Source organism: Pelagibaculum spongiae (assembly GCF_003097315.1).
Lineage (GTDB): Bacteria > Pseudomonadota > Gammaproteobacteria > Enterobacterales > Pelagibaculaceae > Pelagibaculum > Pelagibaculum spongiae.
On the sequence record NZ_QDDL01000002.1, the window covers coordinates 134963 to 156124 of the forward strand.

At 42.5% G+C, this 21162-nt stretch carries 14 protein-coding genes; 6 read left to right on the forward strand and 8 right to left on the reverse strand.

Annotated features, from left to right (window positions below; all coding sequences use genetic code 11):
- Positions 1–4: 4 nt before the first annotated feature.
- A complete protein-coding gene (locus tag DC094_RS06580; RefSeq protein WP_116686335.1) occupies positions 5–5149 on the forward strand; it encodes a zinc-dependent metalloprotease in 5145 nt (1714 codons plus the stop codon).
- A gap of 77 nt (positions 5150–5226) precedes the next feature.
- On the opposite strand, the gene DC094_RS06585 is transcribed toward DC094_RS06580, so the two are convergent.
- On the reverse strand, positions 5227–6081 hold the full coding sequence (locus tag DC094_RS06585; protein ID WP_116686336.1) for an NAD(P)-dependent oxidoreductase: 855 nt from the start codon (positions 6079–6081) through the stop codon (positions 5227–5229).
- Between the two features lie 28 nt (positions 6082–6109).
- Positions 6110–6775, reverse strand: coding sequence for a fumarylacetoacetate hydrolase family protein (locus tag DC094_RS06590; protein ID WP_116686746.1), 666 nt, complete (start codon positions 6773–6775; stop codon positions 6110–6112).
- An 85-nt stretch (positions 6776–6860) separates the two neighbouring features.
- On the opposite strand from DC094_RS06590, the gene DC094_RS06595 reads away from it, so the two are divergent.
- On the forward strand, positions 6861–7265 hold the full coding sequence (locus tag DC094_RS06595) for a hypothetical protein (protein ID WP_133245485.1): 405 nt from the start codon (positions 6861–6863) through the stop codon (positions 7263–7265).
- A gap of 97 nt (positions 7266–7362) precedes the next feature.
- Here the strand turns inward: DC094_RS06595 and DC094_RS06600 are convergent, their stop codons facing one another.
- The 3 genes from DC094_RS06600 to DC094_RS06610 form a co-directional block, all read right to left on the reverse strand.
- Positions 7363–7593: a hypothetical protein gene (locus DC094_RS06600; protein ID WP_116686338.1), complete on the reverse strand. Its 231-nt coding sequence runs from the start codon at positions 7591–7593 to the stop codon at positions 7363–7365.
- 34 nt (positions 7594–7627) lie between these two features.
- Entirely contained in the window at positions 7628–8659 is a 1032-nt protein-coding gene (locus DC094_RS06605; protein ID WP_116686339.1) for a malate dehydrogenase, read from the reverse strand.
- 395 nt (positions 8660–9054) lie between these two features.
- Complete coding sequence (locus tag DC094_RS06610; RefSeq protein ID WP_116686340.1) at positions 9055–10242, reverse strand: methyltransferase; 1188 nt, start codon at positions 10240–10242, stop codon at positions 9055–9057.
- Between the two features lie 114 nt (positions 10243–10356).
- On the opposite strand from DC094_RS06610, the gene DC094_RS06615 reads away from it, so the two are divergent.
- The gene (locus tag DC094_RS06615) at positions 10357–13089 is read left to right on the forward strand and encodes a DUF349 domain-containing protein (protein ID WP_116686341.1); all 2733 of its coding nucleotides are present in this window, start codon (positions 10357–10359) and stop codon (positions 13087–13089) included.
- A 23-nt stretch (positions 13090–13112) separates the two neighbouring features.
- Entirely contained in the window at positions 13113–14153 is a 1041-nt protein-coding gene (locus tag DC094_RS06620; protein ID WP_116686342.1) for an AsmA family protein, read from the forward strand.
- A 72-nt stretch (positions 14154–14225) separates the two neighbouring features.
- On the opposite strand, the gene DC094_RS06625 is transcribed toward DC094_RS06620, so the two are convergent.
- Positions 14226–14600, reverse strand: a complete 375-nt coding sequence (locus DC094_RS06625; RefSeq protein WP_116686343.1) for a hypothetical protein — start codon at positions 14598–14600, stop codon at positions 14226–14228.
- Between the two features lie 544 nt (positions 14601–15144).
- Here DC094_RS06625 and DC094_RS06630 point away from each other — a divergent pair.
- A complete protein-coding gene (locus DC094_RS06630) occupies positions 15145–16194 on the forward strand; it encodes an NAD(P)H-dependent flavin oxidoreductase (protein WP_116686344.1) in 1050 nt (349 codons plus the stop codon).
- A 210-nt stretch (positions 16195–16404) separates the two neighbouring features.
- Here DC094_RS06630 and glpD read toward each other — a convergent pair whose 3' ends face one another.
- Positions 16405–17931, reverse strand: a complete 1527-nt coding sequence (gene glpD / locus DC094_RS06635) for a glycerol-3-phosphate dehydrogenase (RefSeq protein WP_116686345.1) — start codon at positions 17929–17931, stop codon at positions 16405–16407.
- Positions 17932–18345: 414 nt separating this feature from the next.
- On the opposite strand from glpD, the gene DC094_RS06640 reads away from it, so the two are divergent.
- Entirely contained in the window at positions 18346–19968 is a 1623-nt protein-coding gene (locus DC094_RS06640; RefSeq protein ID WP_116686346.1) for a cation:proton antiporter domain-containing protein, read from the forward strand.
- 57 nt (positions 19969–20025) lie between these two features.
- Here the strand turns inward: DC094_RS06640 and pspF are convergent, their stop codons facing one another.
- Positions 20026–21132 (reverse strand): phage shock protein operon transcriptional activator, encoded by a 1107-nt coding sequence (pspF, locus tag DC094_RS06645; RefSeq protein WP_116686347.1) that lies wholly within the window; start codon positions 21130–21132, stop codon positions 20026–20028.
- Between the last annotated feature and the right edge of the window lie 30 nt (positions 21133–21162).

The window sequence follows — 21162 nt, forward strand, 5'->3', positions numbered from 1 at the left end:
AATAATGAAAAAGTGGTTACCATTTGCACTGGTGCCCTTGATGGCTACCGGTTGTTTTGAGAAGTCAGCAGAATATCAAGAGGTAGATAAAGACGCTGACCTAATTTCAAAAAATGCAATTAATTTAAATACGACCTATCTATACGTCCCATCAACAAGCGCAGCACCAAGATACGCGATATCTCAATTCCCATTTTACCAAGGTGAAGAAAAGCTTGTTCAGCTGCATTTCTCAAAAAAAGGGCTCGAAGTACTAGAGCTTGACCGTGATGCAGAACTTAACGACAAAGGTATGATTGTTCCTGGTCGCTATGTTACTGACAATGAAGCAAGTGTTAAATACTCTCCAGTTTTAACTATTCCTGGCGAACACATTGATTTCCGTTGTAATGAAGACGAATTTGGTGAATGCACTAACTCGGAAGAAGTTATTCCAGGAGACGACGACGGAGAGGAAACATGGAAGGGATTTGCTTACTTTGATCCTGAATATAAAGGTATTATTCAACATGAACTGAACACCACCAATTGGTTTTTTGAAGGTGGCGGTCTAGATCTTACTGAAACAAAAGTAATTAGCTATGAAGTAAAAGATGGTGTAATTGATATTGAACTGGAAAAAACTTTCCAGGTTCAGGAATCAGCAATTTTCGATCACTACAACAATGGGTTAAGCGACCTATCATTCAAAAGTCGTTTCCACTATTCTTTAGTAGATATCAACAAGCTGGCAAGTAAAGATTATACACCAGTCTATTATGCGGATACTGACCACGATACTTTTGGTTTCTTTAAAGATGAAATTAATAAATATAATGTTAATGGCACTTGCTATAACGATTGCAAAGTAAGCCATTTATTGAATCGATTTAATCCTACAAAAGAAACGCTTGACTATCATTTGAGCGGTACTTTCTTAAAGCCTGAAAACAAAATATTTTTAGATGCTACAGAAGAAGTTTTCCAAGCCATCAACCCAATGATGCAAGCTGCTGGCGTACCACCAGTTAAATTGATTACACCAGAGTCAGTGGAAACTGCTCGGAATTCTGGTGATTTACGAATCAATATGATCAATTTAGTGGATGACCCACTAGAAAATGGTTTGCTTGGATATGGCCCTTCAGTATCTCACCCATTAACCGGTGAAATTGTTAAGGCACACATCAACCAATATTCTGGCGTAGCAAGAACCATCACTCGCAGGCATTGGAATGAACTAGTTCGCTTATTTAACCGTGATGCCATTGCAAAAACACCTGCAATAGTCGCTGAGAGATCTACATCTCTTATTGGCGAAAATCAGGCTGACACCGATCCTCAATCAACAGAAAGAGCATTACTGCTGCCGGTAACGAATGGTATTTCTCAAATTGATCGCGCTACTGTTGAGAAAGCTAAGCAAGCAAGTCGCAGACAAGTTCACATCGACGACTTACAAGTAATTGAAAAGAATCGCGATGTAACATCAAAAGAATTTAACTTTAACAATGAATTGCTAGTTGAAGAAAAACGCCTTTTACAATGGGGCGAGCAAACTGCACTTGGCGTTGAAGCATCGTGGGTTTCATCCACCGTCAAAGGTTTTTTACCTGGGCTTGATGAAAATGACTCTCGCTGGAATGTTGAAGGTAAGTTAATTGCTTGGGATAACTTAAGTGACGAAGCGCAACGGATTATTTCTGATGCGGTTGCAGTATATGTCTATAAAACCACTTTGGTTCACGAGCTTGGCCACAACTTAGGCTTGAGACATAACTTTAAAGGCTCACTGGATGGAAATAATTTCTATTCTGAAGCTGAAGTTAATGAATTAAATCTAAAGCATGTTCCTGCTTACAGCTCTGTAATGGATTACGCACCTTCTGTTCTGGATGAATTGCCAGTATGGGGCAAGTATGATTTAGCAGCATTCCGCTTCGCATATAAGCGTGAACTTGATTTAGTCGCTGAAAATACTGCTGATGTCGAAAATCAACAACTGACTTTTTCATTAGATGCTTATGACACTATTTATAATGCAGAAATCAAAAACTCTGACGGTGATAACAGCCAAGACGGCAGTCTGAAACTACCTTACGGTGTTGTTGATTTTATTGAAAATATCAACGCATTAAAAGATGAATCAGACCGTGACGTAAAAAATGCTACTAGCGAAATGCTTGCTGCACAGGCTAAAGCTGATTCATATAGAGAAATTACCCAGCGCGTACTATCACTTAATAATGCTGAGTATTACCGAGATGAGAATGAAAACTCTCAAGCAGAGCAGTATGGAATTATCGATGCTGAAACAGCATTAATTAATGACAGAATAGAACAGCTAAAAGCTGACGACTTAACTGATGAAGATCGATCCAGATTAACAGCAGAAATCGATCAAGCACGCGACAATATTGCAGCCAGCCAAAAAGTGATTGGCGATTTAGAAGCTGCGCATATCGCTTTAGAAAATGCTGTTGCGTCAGCTCGAGATTTATATGCTCAAGTATTCTTGAATAACAGGCAGTTTATTGTTGAAAACTTTGCATTGCAGTTAGATAGCTATTTAGATCATTACGATTTGGCCGAAGATGAAGCTGAAAAATTGCAAGCTAGTCTGGCGTCATTAGACGAAACAGACACTCGCTATTTTTCATCTGAAGAGCTCATCAAACACCAGGAAACTATTCAAACTCAGCAACAACGACTAGATGATTTATTTACTTTTATCGATTATGTCAAGCCTAACCCGAATGATTCTAGAACGAATATTGATAATCGTTATTCCGAAATTTCTTTTGAATACTACCAAGTAGCCAATGAAATTAGTCAGCTGAAAAATGATATCCCTCAAGTTGAAGCATTTTCAGATAATGCCAAGCAATCGCTTGATGTTGTGATAAATGATTTTGAGGTTATTAAAGAAATATCAGAAAAAACTGAAGAGCAGAAAGAAGAGTTTGACCGCCTTGAAGCAGAAATGATTCAAGCACAAGAGCTATACAATGGATCTGTTTCATATCTTGCGCAGCTAAGAAATTCGCTATCTGGAAAACTAAGTCAATTAACTACTTTAAAACGTGATATCGACCAAAATAAGAATGAAATTCTTAAAGGTCAGCAACATTTTTCAGAGATCTTCTCATTATTTGATGGCGATCAGAATAACGGTGAATACCCTGTTTGGAAAATCGAAATTGGTTCTTATATAGCAGAAGTCTCTGCAACAGATATTGATTTAGAAAAAGCAACTGCGGCATACGATTTAGCCAACGCTAAATCAGAAAGCCTTAAACAGTCTTTCTCTAAAATTGATATTTTAAGTGACGATACTAAAGAATTACTTTCTTACTACAATCCAAGAAGTTACGAATTCTGTACTGATGGGAACGTTTCATTAAACAACGATTGTAATCGTTTTGATGAGGGCACCAATTTATCAGAAATTGTTGATTATTGGATTCAACGCTACATCGATGGTTTTGAAACTAGCAATACCCGTAATGGTCGCACTAACTTCTACGAAGATCACATCATTAATTATGCTGCAAGACGTTTGAACCAGCAAAATCAAATGAGAGATGTAATAGAAGATTACGATCTATATAAAAGCATCACTGACAACAACATCGATGGTTATGCAGATTTCTGCGGTCGTGAACTAGCCAAACAACCACTCGAAATTAGCCAAGGATTTGCTAGTTTCTGTGGTCGGTTACTTGCCGTAAATGACAGTGCGGTAAAAGTAGGACAATTCTTATTAGAGCTAGCGTCTATGCCTGATCACACATGTGAATTGAAAGGCACTGACATTACTGGCGCTGAAAAGTACTTTACTATGCCACTATCTGAGTTATTTGGTGATTTGAACTACCGCGCACTGCCAAAAGGCTACCCTGCACCGTTAAGCTGTTTTGACCAAGGCATGCAACAAGCACTTAAAGCAAATGATTTAAATAAATCGATTGGCTTTGATGCTTTAGAAGTTGGTGATGATTTCGATACAGGTTATCGTGCGGTAGACGTTGTTTCAGAAACTGGCCGTTATTTAAATGGTTTTAGAAATAACGATCCGTCCCATAAATTCTCTAATGATCGTTCTGTTTTAGGTACTTGGGTTGATCGCGTATTTGCAATTGAAACACTGGCACGTCGCGCATCATTGCGCCCGACTACTGACGAGGGCACTTCTGCATTAACAGATATTCCTGAAATCAAAGCCGGCTTTAATGAATTTGCTCGCTATATCACCTTAGGCGGCTCATCAACTAACGGCGTTAAGTTCACTGATGCCCAAGGCAATCCTGTTACACCAAAAGCACAATACAGCTACGACGGCTTGCAGAAAATTGCAGAGCCATTGTCTTATTGGTCAGAAAGTTTAATTAGCCGCTTAGGTTTAAATGATTTCTCTAAGACAGAAGTAACCAAAGCATTATTGAACAAAGTTTGGTATGGAGCTGATGTAACCGGATCATGGCGCTCGGATTGGGCAGAAGAAGCCAGAGGTTTAGTCAACATGGTTTCTAGCCGTTACTATGATCAGCAAAACGAAGAGCTTGATGCACTTACCTTAACTCACGATGGTTTTGTTTATCAGGCAACTGCTGATAACCGCATTGCCTATGAAATTATTCAAAACCAATTTTGGAATAAACAGCTTACAAGGTTAAGCACCGGAGGTGTTAATTTCGAAGCGATATTAGATACTAAAACTTTCGCTGATGAGAATTATCAGCAATTGGCTTTAGCATCGTGGAAAGTAATGGACACCACTGGTACCGATAATAACGATCTTTACCAGCTTGCAGAATTTATCTTCACTTATGGTATGGATAACATTAGATCTCAAATTGGTTTAGTGTTCCAAATTGGTAACTTCAGTGCTGATTATTCTACTTGGTTCGCAACCGACCGAGACCGTGACGCATTCTGGAAAGCAATGAGAATCGTTGAAAGTGCCGAGAGCCTCGGTGATCTTGAGTTATTGTTTGACCAAATAACTGATCAGAAAATAGATATTGTATCTAAATTGGAAAGTGCCGATGAAGCAACTATCGAAGCATACCAAGTTAACTACAACGCCTTATCTCTATACATTTCCGGTGAGTTAGCGCCATTGTCAGCTAAGCAACTTAACGTATTGCCATTACTCCCTAGAAGATAAAAATAGAAAGTAACGGTACAACGTAAAAACAAAAGGCGTTTATTGGAAACAATAAACGCCTTTTTTCATCGAGCTAATTACTTCCTCGCAATCACACTCGAATCCAACTCACCATCGCCTTTCTCTACCGCTTTATTTAAATCATCGGTCACTCTTTGTGCAGCCGTTAAATCAAGCCCCAGTGCTACAGCATTTTCCATTACAATATTCATATCTTTTAAATGCAATGCGGCTTTAAATCCTGGCTTAAAATTATTATCAATTAATCGTTGGCCATGAATTTCCATTACCCGGCTTTGGGCAAAACCACCTAAAAGCGCTTTTCTGACTTCGGCAAAATCAACATCTTGTGCACCGGCATATTTCAACGCTTCACCGGCAGCAGCAACCGTCGCACCGACCATAATTTGGTTGCAGCCTTTAGCAACTTGGCCTGCACCATGATCACCGATATGGGTAATAGTTTTACCCATGGTTTGCAAAACTGACGAAACTCTAGCCAATACTTCAGGCTTACCTCCAGCCATAATAGTCAGCGTGGCATTTCTGGCACCAACATCTCCGCCAGAGACTGGTGCATCGAGCATATCGATATTTTTTTCTGCTAGCTTGGCGGCAATTTCTCGGGTGGTTGCCGGGGAAATGGTCGACATATCAACCACCACACAACCTGGTTGTGCACCTTCAATAATACCCTGTTCACCCAAAATAACGGCTTCAACATCTGGCGTATCGGAGACACAAGTAATGACCATATCACTGGCAACAGCCACTTCAGCAGCAGAGCTGTACACTATCATTCCTAGTGCTTTAGCTTGGTCAGTAATAGCTTGCTTACGCGCCCAAACATGTAATTGATAGCCAGCCTTTTGGATGTTCTTCGCCATGGCGAAACCCATAATACCCAAGCCAATAAAACCAATGTTTTTCATTGCTGATAACTCCTTAATTATTTCTAACTTATTTAAAGGCAGCTAAAAATGAAAAGCTATTTTGCAAAGTCATTTTTAATTGATCGCCCGACTCAACCGGCCCAACACCTGCTGGCGTGCCGGTTAAAATAATATCACCCGGCTGTAGGGTAAAGGTCTCGCTGATATGGCTGATTAACTGTGAAATCGACATAATCATGTCTTGGCTATTACCGGTTTGCTGCAGTTGATCATTTCGGTGCAGGGTAAAATTTATTTCAGTCAGATCTTTGATTTGTGAAATTTCAACCCACGGTGCAATTGGACAGCTATCGTCAAATGCTTTGGCGCGTTCCCACGGGTGACCTTTTTGTTTTAATTGATTTTGCAGGTCACGCAATGTCAGATCTAACGCGAGGGTAATATGAGAAATCCCCGCCAGTGTTTCAACTTCAGATACATTTTTTAGCGGTTTGCTCACTAACACGGCGACTTCTAATTCATGGTGGCAACTACCTTGTCCTGTCGGTAACTCAATTGGCTTTAGCAAGTCAATTAATGCGCTGGCCGGTTTGAGAAACAGCAATGGCTGGCTAGGCACGGCATTACCGAGCTCTTTGGCATGCTCAGCGTAATTGCGCCCGACACACACCACTTTTCCAACGGGGATATTCAGGCTAAGGCCATTCGTAGTAAGATGGGAGAAGCTGATCATATTGCTTTTATCCTGCTTTGAGTTGACCTGCTCGAAACCCATCGAGCAGCACAGAGGCAGAGATTATCTCAGTGAGGGGAGAATGATGAAACACCTGATTGCTGCAGCCTTAATTACTTTACCTGTAATGGCTTTTGCGAAAACTTTACCAGAATGCCAAGTAACCGACGGCGTATGTAACTACCAAGACCCAGAACTGGGCGAGTTACAGCTAGTGATTGACCCGGTTGAACCTGCACCTATGAAACCTGTGCGCTTTATTTTACAAGCCAAGGGCCAGAGCGGCGAAATTGTTAGCCGCAGTGAAGGCGTAAAAATGTTTATGGGTTATACCGATATCAAGTTCAAACAAAGTGGCGATCAATATCAAGGCGAAGGTATTTTTCCAAAATGCCACAATAAGAAAATGGGTTGGAAAATGAATGTTACTTTGAATCATCAAGGTGAAGAAATTATCTGGCCGGTTAAATTCTTTATGATTCAAAAATAATATTTAGTTTTCTAAATTGAATCTATCGAAATCTTCGTGCCAAGATCTATCATTGGAAAATCCGCACCGGCTTCCTGGCAGATAATTGCTCCCGGCATTATCTGCATTCCTCACATTCATGTGAGTTCCTTTTTGCGGTATACATTACATCCATGTAAATATCCGCACCGGCTTCCTGCTTCTTTGCGGTATACATTACATCCATGTAAATATCCGCACCGGCTTCCTGCCTCTTTGCGGTATACATTACATCCATGTAAATATCCGCACCGGCTTCCTGCCTCTTTGCGGTATACATTACATCCATGTAAATAAAAATCCCGGCCATTTTGCAATGACCGGGATTTTTTAAATATTACTGATTACAGCAGGCGATCTGCTTTCAGGAATAATTCATTTTTAACTTGCGCAGGCTTAGACTCTGGCAGCAAATGCTTAACCATATCCATTTCACCTTGTAGCTCATCAACGTTGGCTTGAACTGCTGCCACACCAAAGTCGCTTAACTCCATGCCCTGAACAATTTTCCAATTACCAAACTGACAGATACATGGGAAAGAGAAAATCAGGCCTTCTGGTACGTTATAGCTACCATCAGAATATACCGCCATCGAAACGATATCATCAGAACCCAACGCCCAATCACGCATGTGATCCAGAGCTGCCTGAGCCGCTGAAGCAGCAGAAGAAGCACCGCGAGCACCAATGATTTCTGCACCACGCTTTTGCACGGTAGGAATCATGGTGTTCTTGTACCAATCATCTTCAATCTGATCGAGAACATCCATACCCAGCGCTTCTGCATTTTCCAGACCTGGATACATCGTTGGAGAGTGATTACCCCAAACCACCAAACCGGTCAGCCCCATTGGGTTGACGCCCAATTTTTGCCCCAATTGACCGATAGTACGGTTATGGTCCAAACGGGTCATTGCAGTGAACTGCGAAGAATCCAAATCAGGTGCATTTCGTTGCGCAATTAATGCGTTAGTGTTGCAAGGGTTGCCCACAACCAAAACACGAACTGCCGGGTTAGCAAAATCATTTAATGCCTTACCCTGACGCGCAAAGATTTCAGCATTAGCTGCCATTAAATCTGCACGCTCCATTCCAGGTCCACGTGGACGAGAACCAACCAAGAATGCGTAATCTATGTCTTTGAAGCCTTCTTCTGGGTTGTCATGCAAGCTAATTTCAGCCAGCAGTGGGAAACCGCAATCCAGCAATTCCATGGCAACACCTTTCAGTGCTTTCATTCCCTGAGGAATATCAACCAGCTGTAAAGCAATTGGCTGGTCTACGCCGAGGAATTCACCTGCAGCCAACTTGAACAGAAGCGTATAAGAAATATTACCGGCTGCACCGGTGACCGCAATGCGTAAAGGTTTTTTCATCGTTCTGGCTCCTATGGCATCGGTTTTATAATTTTTAAAAGAAAAACCGTGCCGTTATCAACAAAAAACCAGGCCTCAAAATACGACATTGAATGGCTATCAATAATTGGCCATCAATAAATGATCATTAATAAATAACTGCCAATAAAAATTACCAGAATATTAAAGTCATATTTAAATAATGCCGTGAGCGAGTAACTACATGTTCATGGTTGAAAAAGAACATGTCATACCAATTAAGCTACAGGCAAAATATGCCTACAAAAACATCAAATCAAGCCCAAAGGCGTGAAATTAGCAGTTTTAGTTAACAATTATGACTTGCAGCAAAATTGTTGGTTCATCGCTCTTGGCGTTTATTTTATGTTTTCAATAATCGCTTTCGAAACCCAGACTTATTCTTTTGTCTTTGCCTTGCTCTCGCGTTTTCGCGGTTTTCTTGCAGCAAGAACCACAAACTTGGGATCAGCCGCCACTTGCCTGACTTCATGAAACAGGCGTTTCAACGTGACGTGATAGCCAAGATGGCGATTACCTACCACCAGTAGTTCACCATTGGGACTCAGCACTTTTGCTGCCTGACTTAGCATGCGCCAGGCAATCTGATCTCCAACGGTGTGACCCTGATGAAAAGGCGGGTTGCAGAGTATCAGATCTGCACTGTCTGCATCAAAGCCATCGAGACAATTATTTTGTTGGAAAGTCACCGGGTTGGCTAACGAACCCTCTAAATTATTGAGCTTGAAGCCATCTTCAGCCGAAGCAACCGCCAAAGAAGATTCATCTACAAAATGTATTTCAGCCTGCGGGTTGAGTTTTGCCGCCTGAATACCCAGCACGCCATTACCACAACCGAGGTCGATAATCTTACCGGTAACCTCTTTAGGGATATGCGGCAAAATAACTTGAGCGCCGGGGTCTAACTTGCTTCGACTAAATACACCGGGACGGTTATTCAACTGAATAGAGTAGGGTTCTGCCTGCCAGCGCTTATCTTGGGGGCCAACCGGTTTTTCAGGATTGGTTGTTTTTGCTAGCAGCTCAAGATCTGGCGTGACGTGCAACACCCGAGCTTTCTTCTTTGCCAGCGAAGGTTGAACCTTGCCAAGATATTTCTCAAAAATTTGGTTCTGCGCCAGCGTCATATGCTTGACCATGCCGGCGGCCATTATTTTGGTTTGTGGGCCAATCAGGTGGGCAATTTGCACCAATTGCCATTCCAGTAAAGATAAAGAACGCGGCAATTTAACGACCAGCAGGTCAATTGGTTGCTTCAACTGCTGAAAAGGAAGCTCGGTTAACGACTGAAAATCGACCGAATAACACTGGGGGTTGGCCTTTTGGTTATGTGCTAATGCAAGTTCAGCTAATTTCGAGTCACTCCATAACGTGACAGAGTGACACTGAATGCATAGCGATAACGCACCAAACGCATCGTTAATCACTAAAGCTGTCGCTAAGCCTTCGGTGTCGCTAACTTGTTGCAACAGATACTCATCTGCGGCATCCCAGGCTCGTAATGTCTCGTTTTGCCGTAATGGCCAACGAACTAAATCCAGCGATGTAGGCAATATAACTGACAAGATGAACCCTCAAAAACGTCAATTATATCCTGCTACGGGCACCTATACACACCTCTTGAAAAGCTATAACCTCTCTGGTCAGGTTAAACCACTGGTTCAGAGCTACAAGTCCTGATGATTCTGGATAAATTATTCAAGCCCAAGTGGCAAAATTCCCGCCCCGAAACTCGTATCAGAGCGCTCAAAGATATGGATTGTGGCACGGCGGAGAATGCAAACATCATCTCTAATCTGGCCTTCGAGGATTCCAATACAGCAGTACGCTGCATTGCAATTGCTCGCCTGAACCAGATAGACCGTTTAATTAAATTGACCCAGGATGGTCAAAAGAAAATTTCCGATGCGGCCCGTGAGCGACTCGGATTATTTATTCTCGGCCGAGCAGGCCAGCTTGATCTAACCGACCGCCACCAACTGATGCAAAAGCTACAGCCCCTAGGCGATGGCTTGATTATTCATATCATGCAAGGTGGTGATGCTGGCTTACAAGCTGCACTGGTTGAACAGACAAAAGACGATTTACAGTTGGTAGAGTTAGCACTCACTGCCAGTACCACCAAAGTTCGTCAATTAGCCGCTAATCAAATTGAAAAGCTGGAAACGCTAGAAGAACTGGCCCGCAAATGCCGCGGTAAAGACAAAAGCGTTTTACAGATTTGCCGTGACAAGCTGAAAAAACATCAGCAACAGTTACAGCAATTGCAGCAGGCTAAAGCTGACTTTCAAAAGCTGATTGATCAAATTAGTAAATTATCTCGCCAAGATTCTGATCCACTATATGAAGGTAAGGTGGCTCACCTTCAGCAGTCATGGGATCGTTTGAGCAAAGAGCAGCCAGAAATTGGCCAGCAAATGCATTCAGCCTTCGCTGAAAAAATGCAGCTTTGCCAAAATCAGCTCGATCAATGGCAGCAAGCCCGTCAGTTGGAAATTCAAAAACAACAGCAAATTATTGAGGCCGGTGAAAACCAGCAGCAAATTTGTCATCTATTGGATACCGCACTTGATGAGCGTCAGCAAGTTGTCGATTTCACCGAACAAGACATCCAGTTAACCCGAAGCCTGTTACAGCTTCAGGAACATTGCTGGCATGAAAGCTGTGAAATTCAGAAAGCTGCAGATGAACTAGCTCGCCAATACCATCGTTTGTCTCAGCTGTTACATGTTTGGGTCAATGCGGCAGAAAATTACCTGAAGCTGCAGCCGGAACTGACTCGAGTCATCGAAGAAGATCATCAGCATTTATCTAAAATCATTGATCAGGTTCGCTGGCCAACCGAATTACCCGCGCCGGCGTTAATTCATCAGGCTAATGGCATTTTGGCTGAAGTTCGCCAACAGAAAGCTCAAGTCAGGCAAGAACAGCAAAATCAGGCGGCACAACTGCGCCAAGAAATGGATCAACTGGCAAAATTGCTAGATTGCGGCGAGCTTAAACAAGCTCGCAAAATGAATCGACAGCTGCATAAAGACTTGAAAGCTTCACCTAAGCTGCCAGACCAACTGCGCAAGCAACTGCATGTGTTGGAAGCTCGACTGTATGAACTGGAAGATTGGCAAGGCTACGCCACGCTTCCTAAGCAACAGCAGCTGATCGATAATATGGAACAGCTGATTGATTCTGAATTACCTGCAGAAGCTCTGGCGGATCAAATCCACCAGCTGCAGATGGAATGGAAAGAATTAGGCGGCAGTGGACAAAAGCAGTGGAAGCAATTTAGCGATGCGGCCGATAAAGCTTTTATCCCTTGTAAAAAATTCTTTGAACAGCGCAATTTAGTTCGTCAGCAAAACTTGCAACAACGCCAAGTTATTGTTGATGAGTTAACCGCGTTTTATGAGCAAACCGATTGGGAAACTGTCGACTGGAATGCACTGGAAACCATTCTTCGCACCGCGCGTGATGAGTGGAGTAAATACCAGGAAGTCGATCCAAAAAATAATCGTAAGGTTCATCGTCAGTTCGACCGTATTTTGAAAAAATTACGCGAAAAACTGGATGGTTTCCGCAAGCAAAATTACGACCTAAAGCAAGCACTGGTTGAACAAGCACAAAGCTTGATTGAACTGCCAGAAGACGATGCCTTAGCTCAAGCCAAAGAATTGCAGTCCCAATGGAAAGCAATTCCTTTAACCTGGCGGCGTGACGAACATAAACTGTGGCGTAATTTCCATACGGCCTGTGAAGCGATATTCACTGCGCGCAAGGAAAACTATCAGGCACGGAAACAGGTCAAGCAGCAAGGATTTGAACAAGCAGAGCAAGTCTTGCAGGGCATACAGCAACAATTTGAGCAAGCAGGCGACAGCAAGGCATTACGTGCCAACCTGAAACAAGCAACGCAGCAAATTGAACAAGCTTTGCCCGGTCAGCGTGATCGCAGCAAATTTGATCAGCAATTACAGTTGTTGGAACAGCAGTTAATCCAACAGCAACAAAAAATGCAGCAGCAAAATCTGGTGCAGCGTTTTGAGCAAATCAAACAAGCCGCTTTCTCACAAGATCCGGTTGAATCCTTTAATACATTGACTGAACAAGACAAAAAGGCCTTCGCCCAGCGCAACCATCAACCTTTGGTCAGTGAAGCATTGCTGCGTGAGAAAACCGTTGAGCTGGAAATTTTGTGCGGTCATATTTCACCAGAACAAGATCAGGCACTGCGTTTGCAACTGCAAGTCGCTCGACTGGCCAATAGTCTGGGTCAAACCACTCAAGCTGAATCTTCTCTGGTTGACCAAGCAATAGCAGCAGCACGAGAAATTTTGTTGTTACAAAAACTGGATGAACATGAACACCAGTCTTATATTTACCGAGTCGAGCAGGCTATTGTTTTCCTGCTTAAGTAGATAAACGCTGGAGAACCAGTTTCATGAGCAAGTGGCTTATTCGTTCTGCCCTGCTTTTGGTTTTAATCGTAGCCGGGATGCATTCCTGGCTATGGTTCCAGATCAAGGATCAGATCGACGTCAAAATCAGCAGGTACGCTGACACGGCAACCATTAGCTACAACTCTTTTCGCTTATACCCTAATGCCAGTGTTGTTTTAACTGACCTGGTAGTAACCCCTGTTGCAACGCCTACTAACATTCGTGCCGATGAGCTTCATTTAACACCGGAATCTTATTTCCAATTAATTCGCTCAGCACTAGGCAATCCTGGCGGTGAAATACATCTAAAGCTAAGCAATTGGCGCTTACCGCTAGATGGCTTTGTATTTGAAGATCTAGATAATAAACATCGGATTAATTATTTAGGTACACCACTAGATGCACTTGGTTGCGGTAAAACCTATGCATTGCAGAGCGAGCAATTAAAACAGATGGGATTTCAGCGCTTAAGTGGCGATTTGGAATTTTCAATGAATATGGCTAGTTCATCTAAGCCATGGCAATTTAACGCCAAGCTCACTGCAGATCAGGCAATGTCGATTGACTTGAGTGTTGGATTAGACAACATTTCTCTCGAACAATTGGCTAAAAAATCGCTCGATCAAGTTCGGCTTCGTAGCTTGTCTTTGCATTACCAAGATTTAGGTTACAACCAATTAAAAAATGAATTTTGCGCCGAACAGTTCCGCAGCAATCAAACTGATTTCCTTAAACGCCATACATTCAGAGTTGAAGATACTTTACGCCGCCATGGCTTAACCGTTTCTGAACAAGCACTCGAGCTATGGCATGAATTCCAGAAAGGTAGCGATCTGTTCAGCATCAACACATTGATGCAGCCAGTGAAACTAACCGAACTCAGCCAGCAGCTTCCTATGCAGATTGTTTCACAACTGGATTTGTCTTTGAGCCTTGCAGGTAAGCCACCGGTTGAATTAAAGCTTCAGCAGATTGACCCAGATGAACGCTTCACTTGGCAAGATTTAATCAACTGGCTCACCGAGCCTGCCAATAAGAATTGATAAAACAACAATTTGACAGGCCAACCTTTTAATTGAATATATTTAAAAGGTTGGCCTGTTAGATTTTGAGAATTAAATATCGCCATCCCACTGGAAAAAACTATCCATAGGCAGCAGCCTAATACCACCCAACATTGCTAGCGCGGTTTGTTTTTCTACTAATTCAAAAACTTTATCTTTAGCTCGTGACGAATGACCAAATTTTGCTCCAACTTGATAATGACCTGATTTATTCGTCCAAAGCACTAGGTCACCATAGCGAAAATATTTACCTTCATCATCACGGTAACCGGCTTCAGGGGCAAAAAATAATTCTCCTGCAAAGTGCACTGACTTGAACTTTGCAACAGTCGAATGGCCAATAGTACCGCTTTGGGTTTGTTCCGTTAAAAAAATAACCGATGGGAGTTCTTTTTTTATTACAAAATCATACCAGCCAGTAGGCATTGTTATTTGTCGCGTTGGTTTTTCATTAAAGCTCCTAATACTTGAGCTTCTCTCATGTTGATATTCAATAATTCGATAGCGCTCATCAGCGAAAAAGAATAATCTTTTTTCTAATATTAGCCCTTTCTACTGACGACCAATCATAGGATAACTGCAAAGTTGAAGCTCTGTTACTTTTCTGAACAGCTCTCGCTTTTGCCTATTTTTTGCAAAAAAATTAGCCAAAGACATAACTTACACCACTAAATAATCATTACTTTACTTATCTTAATTTCAAAAAGTACACTCGAATTATTCGATAGGCTGTAAATTTTATCCCCTAATCGGTTACGTGGTGTTTTACTTCTCAACGTGGAAGCTTCATACCTTTTAATCTGTACTGTACGAATAAAAAATCATATACCTACGGTCAACAATATATTTTATAGACTTTGGAAACCATAGCGTTTTGACATTTTTGACGCAGATGCTTTTTTATCAGCCAATTCCATTTAGTTCAAACGCTATACAATACACTGCAAAACATGACAATCAGTAGCAATCAATGAAAACAAGAATTACCGACCTACTTGGCATCGAAAAACCGCTAATCCTTCCCGGTATGAGCTGGGTTTCTATCCCAGAGCTAGTGGCAGCAGTCAGTAATGCCGGTGGTTTAGGCATTTTGGCGACTGGTCCGCTAAATGAAAAAGAAACCCGAGCAGCCATCCAAAAAATTCGTCAGCTAACCGATAAACCCTTCGGTGTGGGTTGTACCTTGCTGATGCCTGGCGCCAAAGAAAATGCCAAGGTCGCTTTAGCTGAAAAAGTACCGGTGATTAATTTTTCATTAGGTAAAGGCGACTGGATCTGCAAGCAAGCTCACGCCTATGGCGGCAAAGTCATTGCAACAGTGGTGAATGAAAAACACGCATTGTCTGCCCAATCGATTGGTGCCGATGCTTTGATGGTGACAGGCCATGAGGCAGCAGCTCATGGTGGCAACGCAACTTCAATGGTTTTATTGCCGGCAATTGCCGACGCTGTCGACATTCCGCTTATTTTGGCCGGTGGCGTTGCTGATGGCCGTGGACTGGCTGCAACCTTGGCGCTAGGTGGCCACGCTGCAGCGATGGGAACCCGACTGGCAACCTCCCAGGAAAGCCCAGTCCATGCTGCAACTAAACAGTTAATTCTCGAAAAATCAATTCTGGAAACGATCTATTCCAAAGACTTTGATGGCTTATGGTGCCGCGTAATGGAAACACCATCGGCAAAGTCTGCTTGCAAGAAAAAGATGAACTTCTTTAAAGCCTGCAGAGGCGCATTAAAAGCGAGAAAGGAAATAAGTATTCCTTTATGGAAGATTGTTGCTGCAATGGCGGTGGCTCCAACCAAAGTTAAAGATCTGGCATATTTCGGTGCAGCCAGCCAAGCAATTCGCGCATCGATTGAAGATGGCGACCATGAAATGGGGGTGCAATTGATTGGTCAAAGCCAAGGGCTAGTTAATGATATTGCATCGGTCGATGAAATCATTTCTCGCACCGTTAATCAGGCAGAGCAGGTGCTGGGGAATTTACAGCCTGAAACGGTTTTAGATAAAGTGTCTTAGTCGTTTTTTCTATGGCGGTATTTTCGGCATGCAATACATTGCTGTATATCATCGCACCGTCATCTTGGAAAAAATGCTCTCTGCATTTCTTACATTCCGGCATAAAAAACCCGGCTAAATTAGCCGGGCAACCCGTCGTATGATCTTTTTCGATCACTTTTGCTCTCCGGACTTAATTGCTTCCTGCAATCTTTCCGAAACTGTAAATTTCTATTTAACTGCTTGCTGCTCAATCAATCTATTTCTTAGCCAATCATTCAGTTCTGTTTGTTGCTGTTGGCTTAAATTCATTTTCAGGCGTGTTCTGCGCCAGATAACATCTTCCAATTCTATCGCCCATTCTTGATCAATCAGATAATCCAGCTCAAGTTGGTACAAACTTGCACCAAAATGTCTTCCTAAGTCCTTAATTGACTTTGCATTACCTAATACTTTCCAGCACAAGCTACCGTATTGGCGAACCAGCCTTTTTACAAAAGCATCGCCACCTGCGGCTACCAAAAATGGATAGTCTTTGATTAGTCGACGCTTAATTCCATCAATGCCATCAGAGAAATCACCACCCGGCAATGGATTTTCAGCCGTCCAGTTACCTGTCATTTCTGAAAAGAACGGTTTTAAGCGATTGACCGCGGCTTCAGATAATTTTCTATAGGTCGTTAATTTACCGCCAAATACCGATAAAAGCGGCGACTGATTATTTTCAGCGTCCAGCTCCATGGTGTAATCACGGGTAATGGCTTGCGGGTCATCGGATTCGTCTTCACAGAGAGGACGCACACCGGCAAAACTATCCAGAATATCGGTAGATGCGATTTGCTGAGTAAAATGCTTATTAACCACATCACATAAATACTGAGCTTCATCTTCAGAGCAATGGGTTTTTCGAACATCACCCAACTCTTCAACATCGGTAGTACCGATTAAAGAGAACTGATCCAGCCAAGGAATTACAAAAACAATTCGACGGTCTTCATTTTGTAAAATATATGCCTGATCACCCTCGTGCAGCCGATTCACAATAATATGACTGCCACGAATCATGCGAATTTTACGCGGTGCCTTGAGAGTTAATGCCTGGTCAAAGAATTTACCAACCCAAGGGCCAGCAGCATTAACCAGTGCTTTGGCTTTAATGCTATAGAACTCACCGGTTAAAGTGTTTTCTAACTCAACCTGCCATAAATCATTATTACGAACCGCTTTAACCGCCTTGGTGCGAGTCAAAATAGTTGCGCCATTTTCTCTGGCCTGACAAGCATTCAAAATAACCAAACGCGCATCATCAACCCAAGCATCCGAGTACTCAAAACCTTTTTTCATTTCAGGTTTGAGCGGGTCTGATGATGAAAACTGAATGCTTTTCGAGCCTGGTAAAGTTACCCGTTTACCGAGGTTGTCATACATCCACAGACCAATTCGAATCATCCACGCTGGGCGTAAATGCGGTCGATGTGGCAAGCGAAAACGCATTGCTTGTGCAATATGAGGCAGCTTTTTTAAAAGTACTTCTCGTTCACTCAAGGCCTCCTTGACCAAACGAAACTCATAATGCTCAAGATATCGAAGCCCACCATGGATCAACTTGCTACTCGCCGATGACGTGGCACCTGCCAAATCATGACTTTCACATAAGCCAACCTTTAGCCCTCTTCCTGACGCATCATTTGCGATACCTATGCCGTTGATGCCACCACCAACAACAAACAGGTCATAAACTTCGTCGACCCGACTCATCTGCTCACCTTTTGCCTGCCCTCAGCAAGCTGCAACAAAAAAACACATGTTCGTTTATTTTTTAACGAAAATTTATTCGAACATAATTAGTGCGATTGCGAACATATTGGGTTAAAAACTAGCCACCGTCAATACAAAGCATCACATCCCAGCAAAATACTGAAATCCATAAACCAGGTGAATTGAAAGCAACTGATTTAAAAAAATAAGCGAGCGTCGCTATTAATTGTTTCGCAAGAGAAGTGCGTAGTAATTTCTAACAGACACAGTTCAAACCTCTTAGTAGCAACTAATCGTGGCGCTGTCATAATCAGATAATTTATCTCTACAATCGGTACAAATTCCATTCATCGTGAATAGAATTCTTATAGAATAAGACGCGCTTAGTTTCTCCCTGCTATTGAAAGGATCATCTTGGAACCCGCCATACTCATCATTACCTTAGCCTGCGGCATGTTAGTCAATCGTTTTGGGTTGCCACCTCTTATCGGCTATCTGGCGGCGGGATTTGTCCTGTTTCTATTTGGTATCGACGAATCAAGCCTGCCGCTGCTTGAACAACTTGCCAATCTCGGTGTGACCTTACTGTTGTTTATTATTGGTTTGAAACTGGATGTTCGAAGTTTATTCAAAGCCGAAGTTTTAGCAGGTTCAAGCCTGCACTTAATGGCATCGATGTTGTTTTTTATTCCTCTACTGAAAATTTTAGGGGTATTAGGCCTAGAACAACTCACTGGGCTTGAGTTAAAGCAGCTTGGGTTATTAGCCTTTGCCTTGAGTTTCTCGAGTACCATTTTTGCGGTAAAAGTACTCGAAGAAAAAGGCGATATAAAATCACTGTACGGCCGTATCACCATTGGCATCCTCATTATGCAGGATATCTTCGCTGTCGCTTTTCTCACTATTTCAAAGGGAGATGTTCCTTCAATCTGGGCTTTAGGACTTTTGTTCCTACCTCTTGCTAAACCCATTATTTATAAGATATTTGATCGAGTCGGTCACGGTGAACTGCTAGTGCTATTTGGTTTAGTGATGGCGTTGGTATTAGGGGCAGGCCTGTTTGAACTTGTGGGGCTGAAGCCTGACTTAGGCGCCTTGATCATCGGTATCTTATTGGCTGGTCATACAAAGTCTTCTGAACTGGCTAAATCATTGTTCTATTTTAAGGAGCTATTCTTAGTCGCTTTCTTCTTAACTATTGGGCTTAATGGTTTACCAAGCTTTTCAGACATAGGCCTCGCGTTGCTATTGGTGCTTATCGTGCCGATTAAGGTGGCGTTATTTCTCTATCTATTCACTTATTTTAAGCTGCGTTCACGCACCGCAGTATTAACTTCTATTAACCTAGGTAATTACAGTGAGTTTGGTCTCATTGTGGCAGCAGTCGCCACCAGCAAAGGCTGGTTACCGCCGCAATGGATGATTATTTTAGCGGTGGCTTTGAGTTTAAGCTTCCTCGTCGCGGTGCCATTCAATGCGGCATCGAATCGTCTATATCAAAAATTCCAATCTCGGCTACAAAAGCTAGAGCGTCATCCACTACACCCTGAAGATCGTCCTATTCATATCGGCAACCCTCGCTTTTTAATCTTAGGAATGGGGCGTATTGGTAGTGGTGCTTATGATGAACTAACCAGTAAATTCGATGGTGAAATTTTAGGCATCGAACATAAACAAGAATTGGTCGATTTCCATCAAGCAGCAGGCCGCAACATAGTTAAAGGCGATGCATCTGACACTGACTTTTGGGAGAAGCTAAACATGGCTCCTAACCTTGAATTAGTGCTATTAGCAATGCCACACCATATCGGTAATCAGTTCGCTGTCGAACAGTTAAAGCGGCTCGACTACCAAGGAAAACTGAGTGCGATTGTCCAATACAGCGAAGATGCGCTGTCGCTTAAAGACTCTGGCGTACACAGTGTTTTCAACCTCTATGAAGCAGCCGGCGCTGGTTTTGTTGACCATGTGGTTCAAGAACTTAAATCAGGCAAACAGCATGAAGCTGATATTGCTGTCGATACATCTAAATTGTAAATTTTGAATTCAAATCTTAGTCGGATGATTCCTTTAATTATTTTTAAGCGATACCTGCTAGATAGCGGGTATATGACTCTCTTTACTATATTTTTTTATTCTTGCTCGAAGTTGATCGTACGAGAGTTGAAGCTGCTCTGCGGTTTTTTGCTGTTGCCGATGGTTGGTTAGTAAGGCTGTTTCTATCAGCTGTTTTTCTATTTTTGACAAGCAACTTTTCAAATCAATCGCCTGTTTCTGCTCAAGCAAATGCTGCAACTTTTCTACTTCTCCAAGCGTTTTATTTTCTAGTTGCAAGTCCAGCGGCATATTTGGAGTATCTTGCGTCATATCAAGTTGATCGAAATCAACCGACAAACCAGATAACCCAGATAACCAAGGCGAATCAAATGGGTCAAACACCACTAAATTTAACAATTGGTTTTCTTGATTGTTTCCAAGCGCTTCCTGCCGACAAACACTTCTTTCTACAACATTTTTTAATTCACGCACATTACCAGGCCACTGATAGTCATTTAAAGCCTGCTGCGCCTGCACTGAAAACCCGGCAAAACTTTCCCAGCCAAGCTCACTGGCCATTGCAAAAGCAAAATGACTGGCCAGTCTTAAAATATCTTCATCACGAAATCTAAGCGGCGGCAAAGCCAATACATCAAACGCCAACCGGTCTAGCAAATCATGACGAAATTTTCCCTGCCTTGCCAAACCTGGAAGATCTTCATTGGTTGCGGCAACCACTCGAACATCTACCGTTACCGTTTCAGAACCACCAACACGGTAATATTCGCCATATTCAATTACGCGCAATAGCTTTTCTTGGAGTTTCGAACCCATGGTTGCCAACTCATCAAGAAACAATGTTCCGCCGCTAGCTGCATGAAATAAACCATCACGCTTTCTTTGTGCACCAGTAAAAGCTCCAGCTTCATAGCCAAACAGCTCGCTATCAAGTAGCTCATCGCTGAATGCAGCACAGTTCACTTTGACCAGTTGTTGCTGCCATCTTGGCGATAAATAATGCAACCGATCAGCGATCGCTTCTTTACCTGTTCCTCGCTCACCAACCACTAGAACAGACCTCTGGTGCCTGGCAAACCGAGACACTGATTCCATCATTTCCAGAAACGCCGAAGAGTTTCCAATCAAACCTTTCTTTACAGCCATAGTGTTTTAGTTTTTTTAGCCATCTTTCGG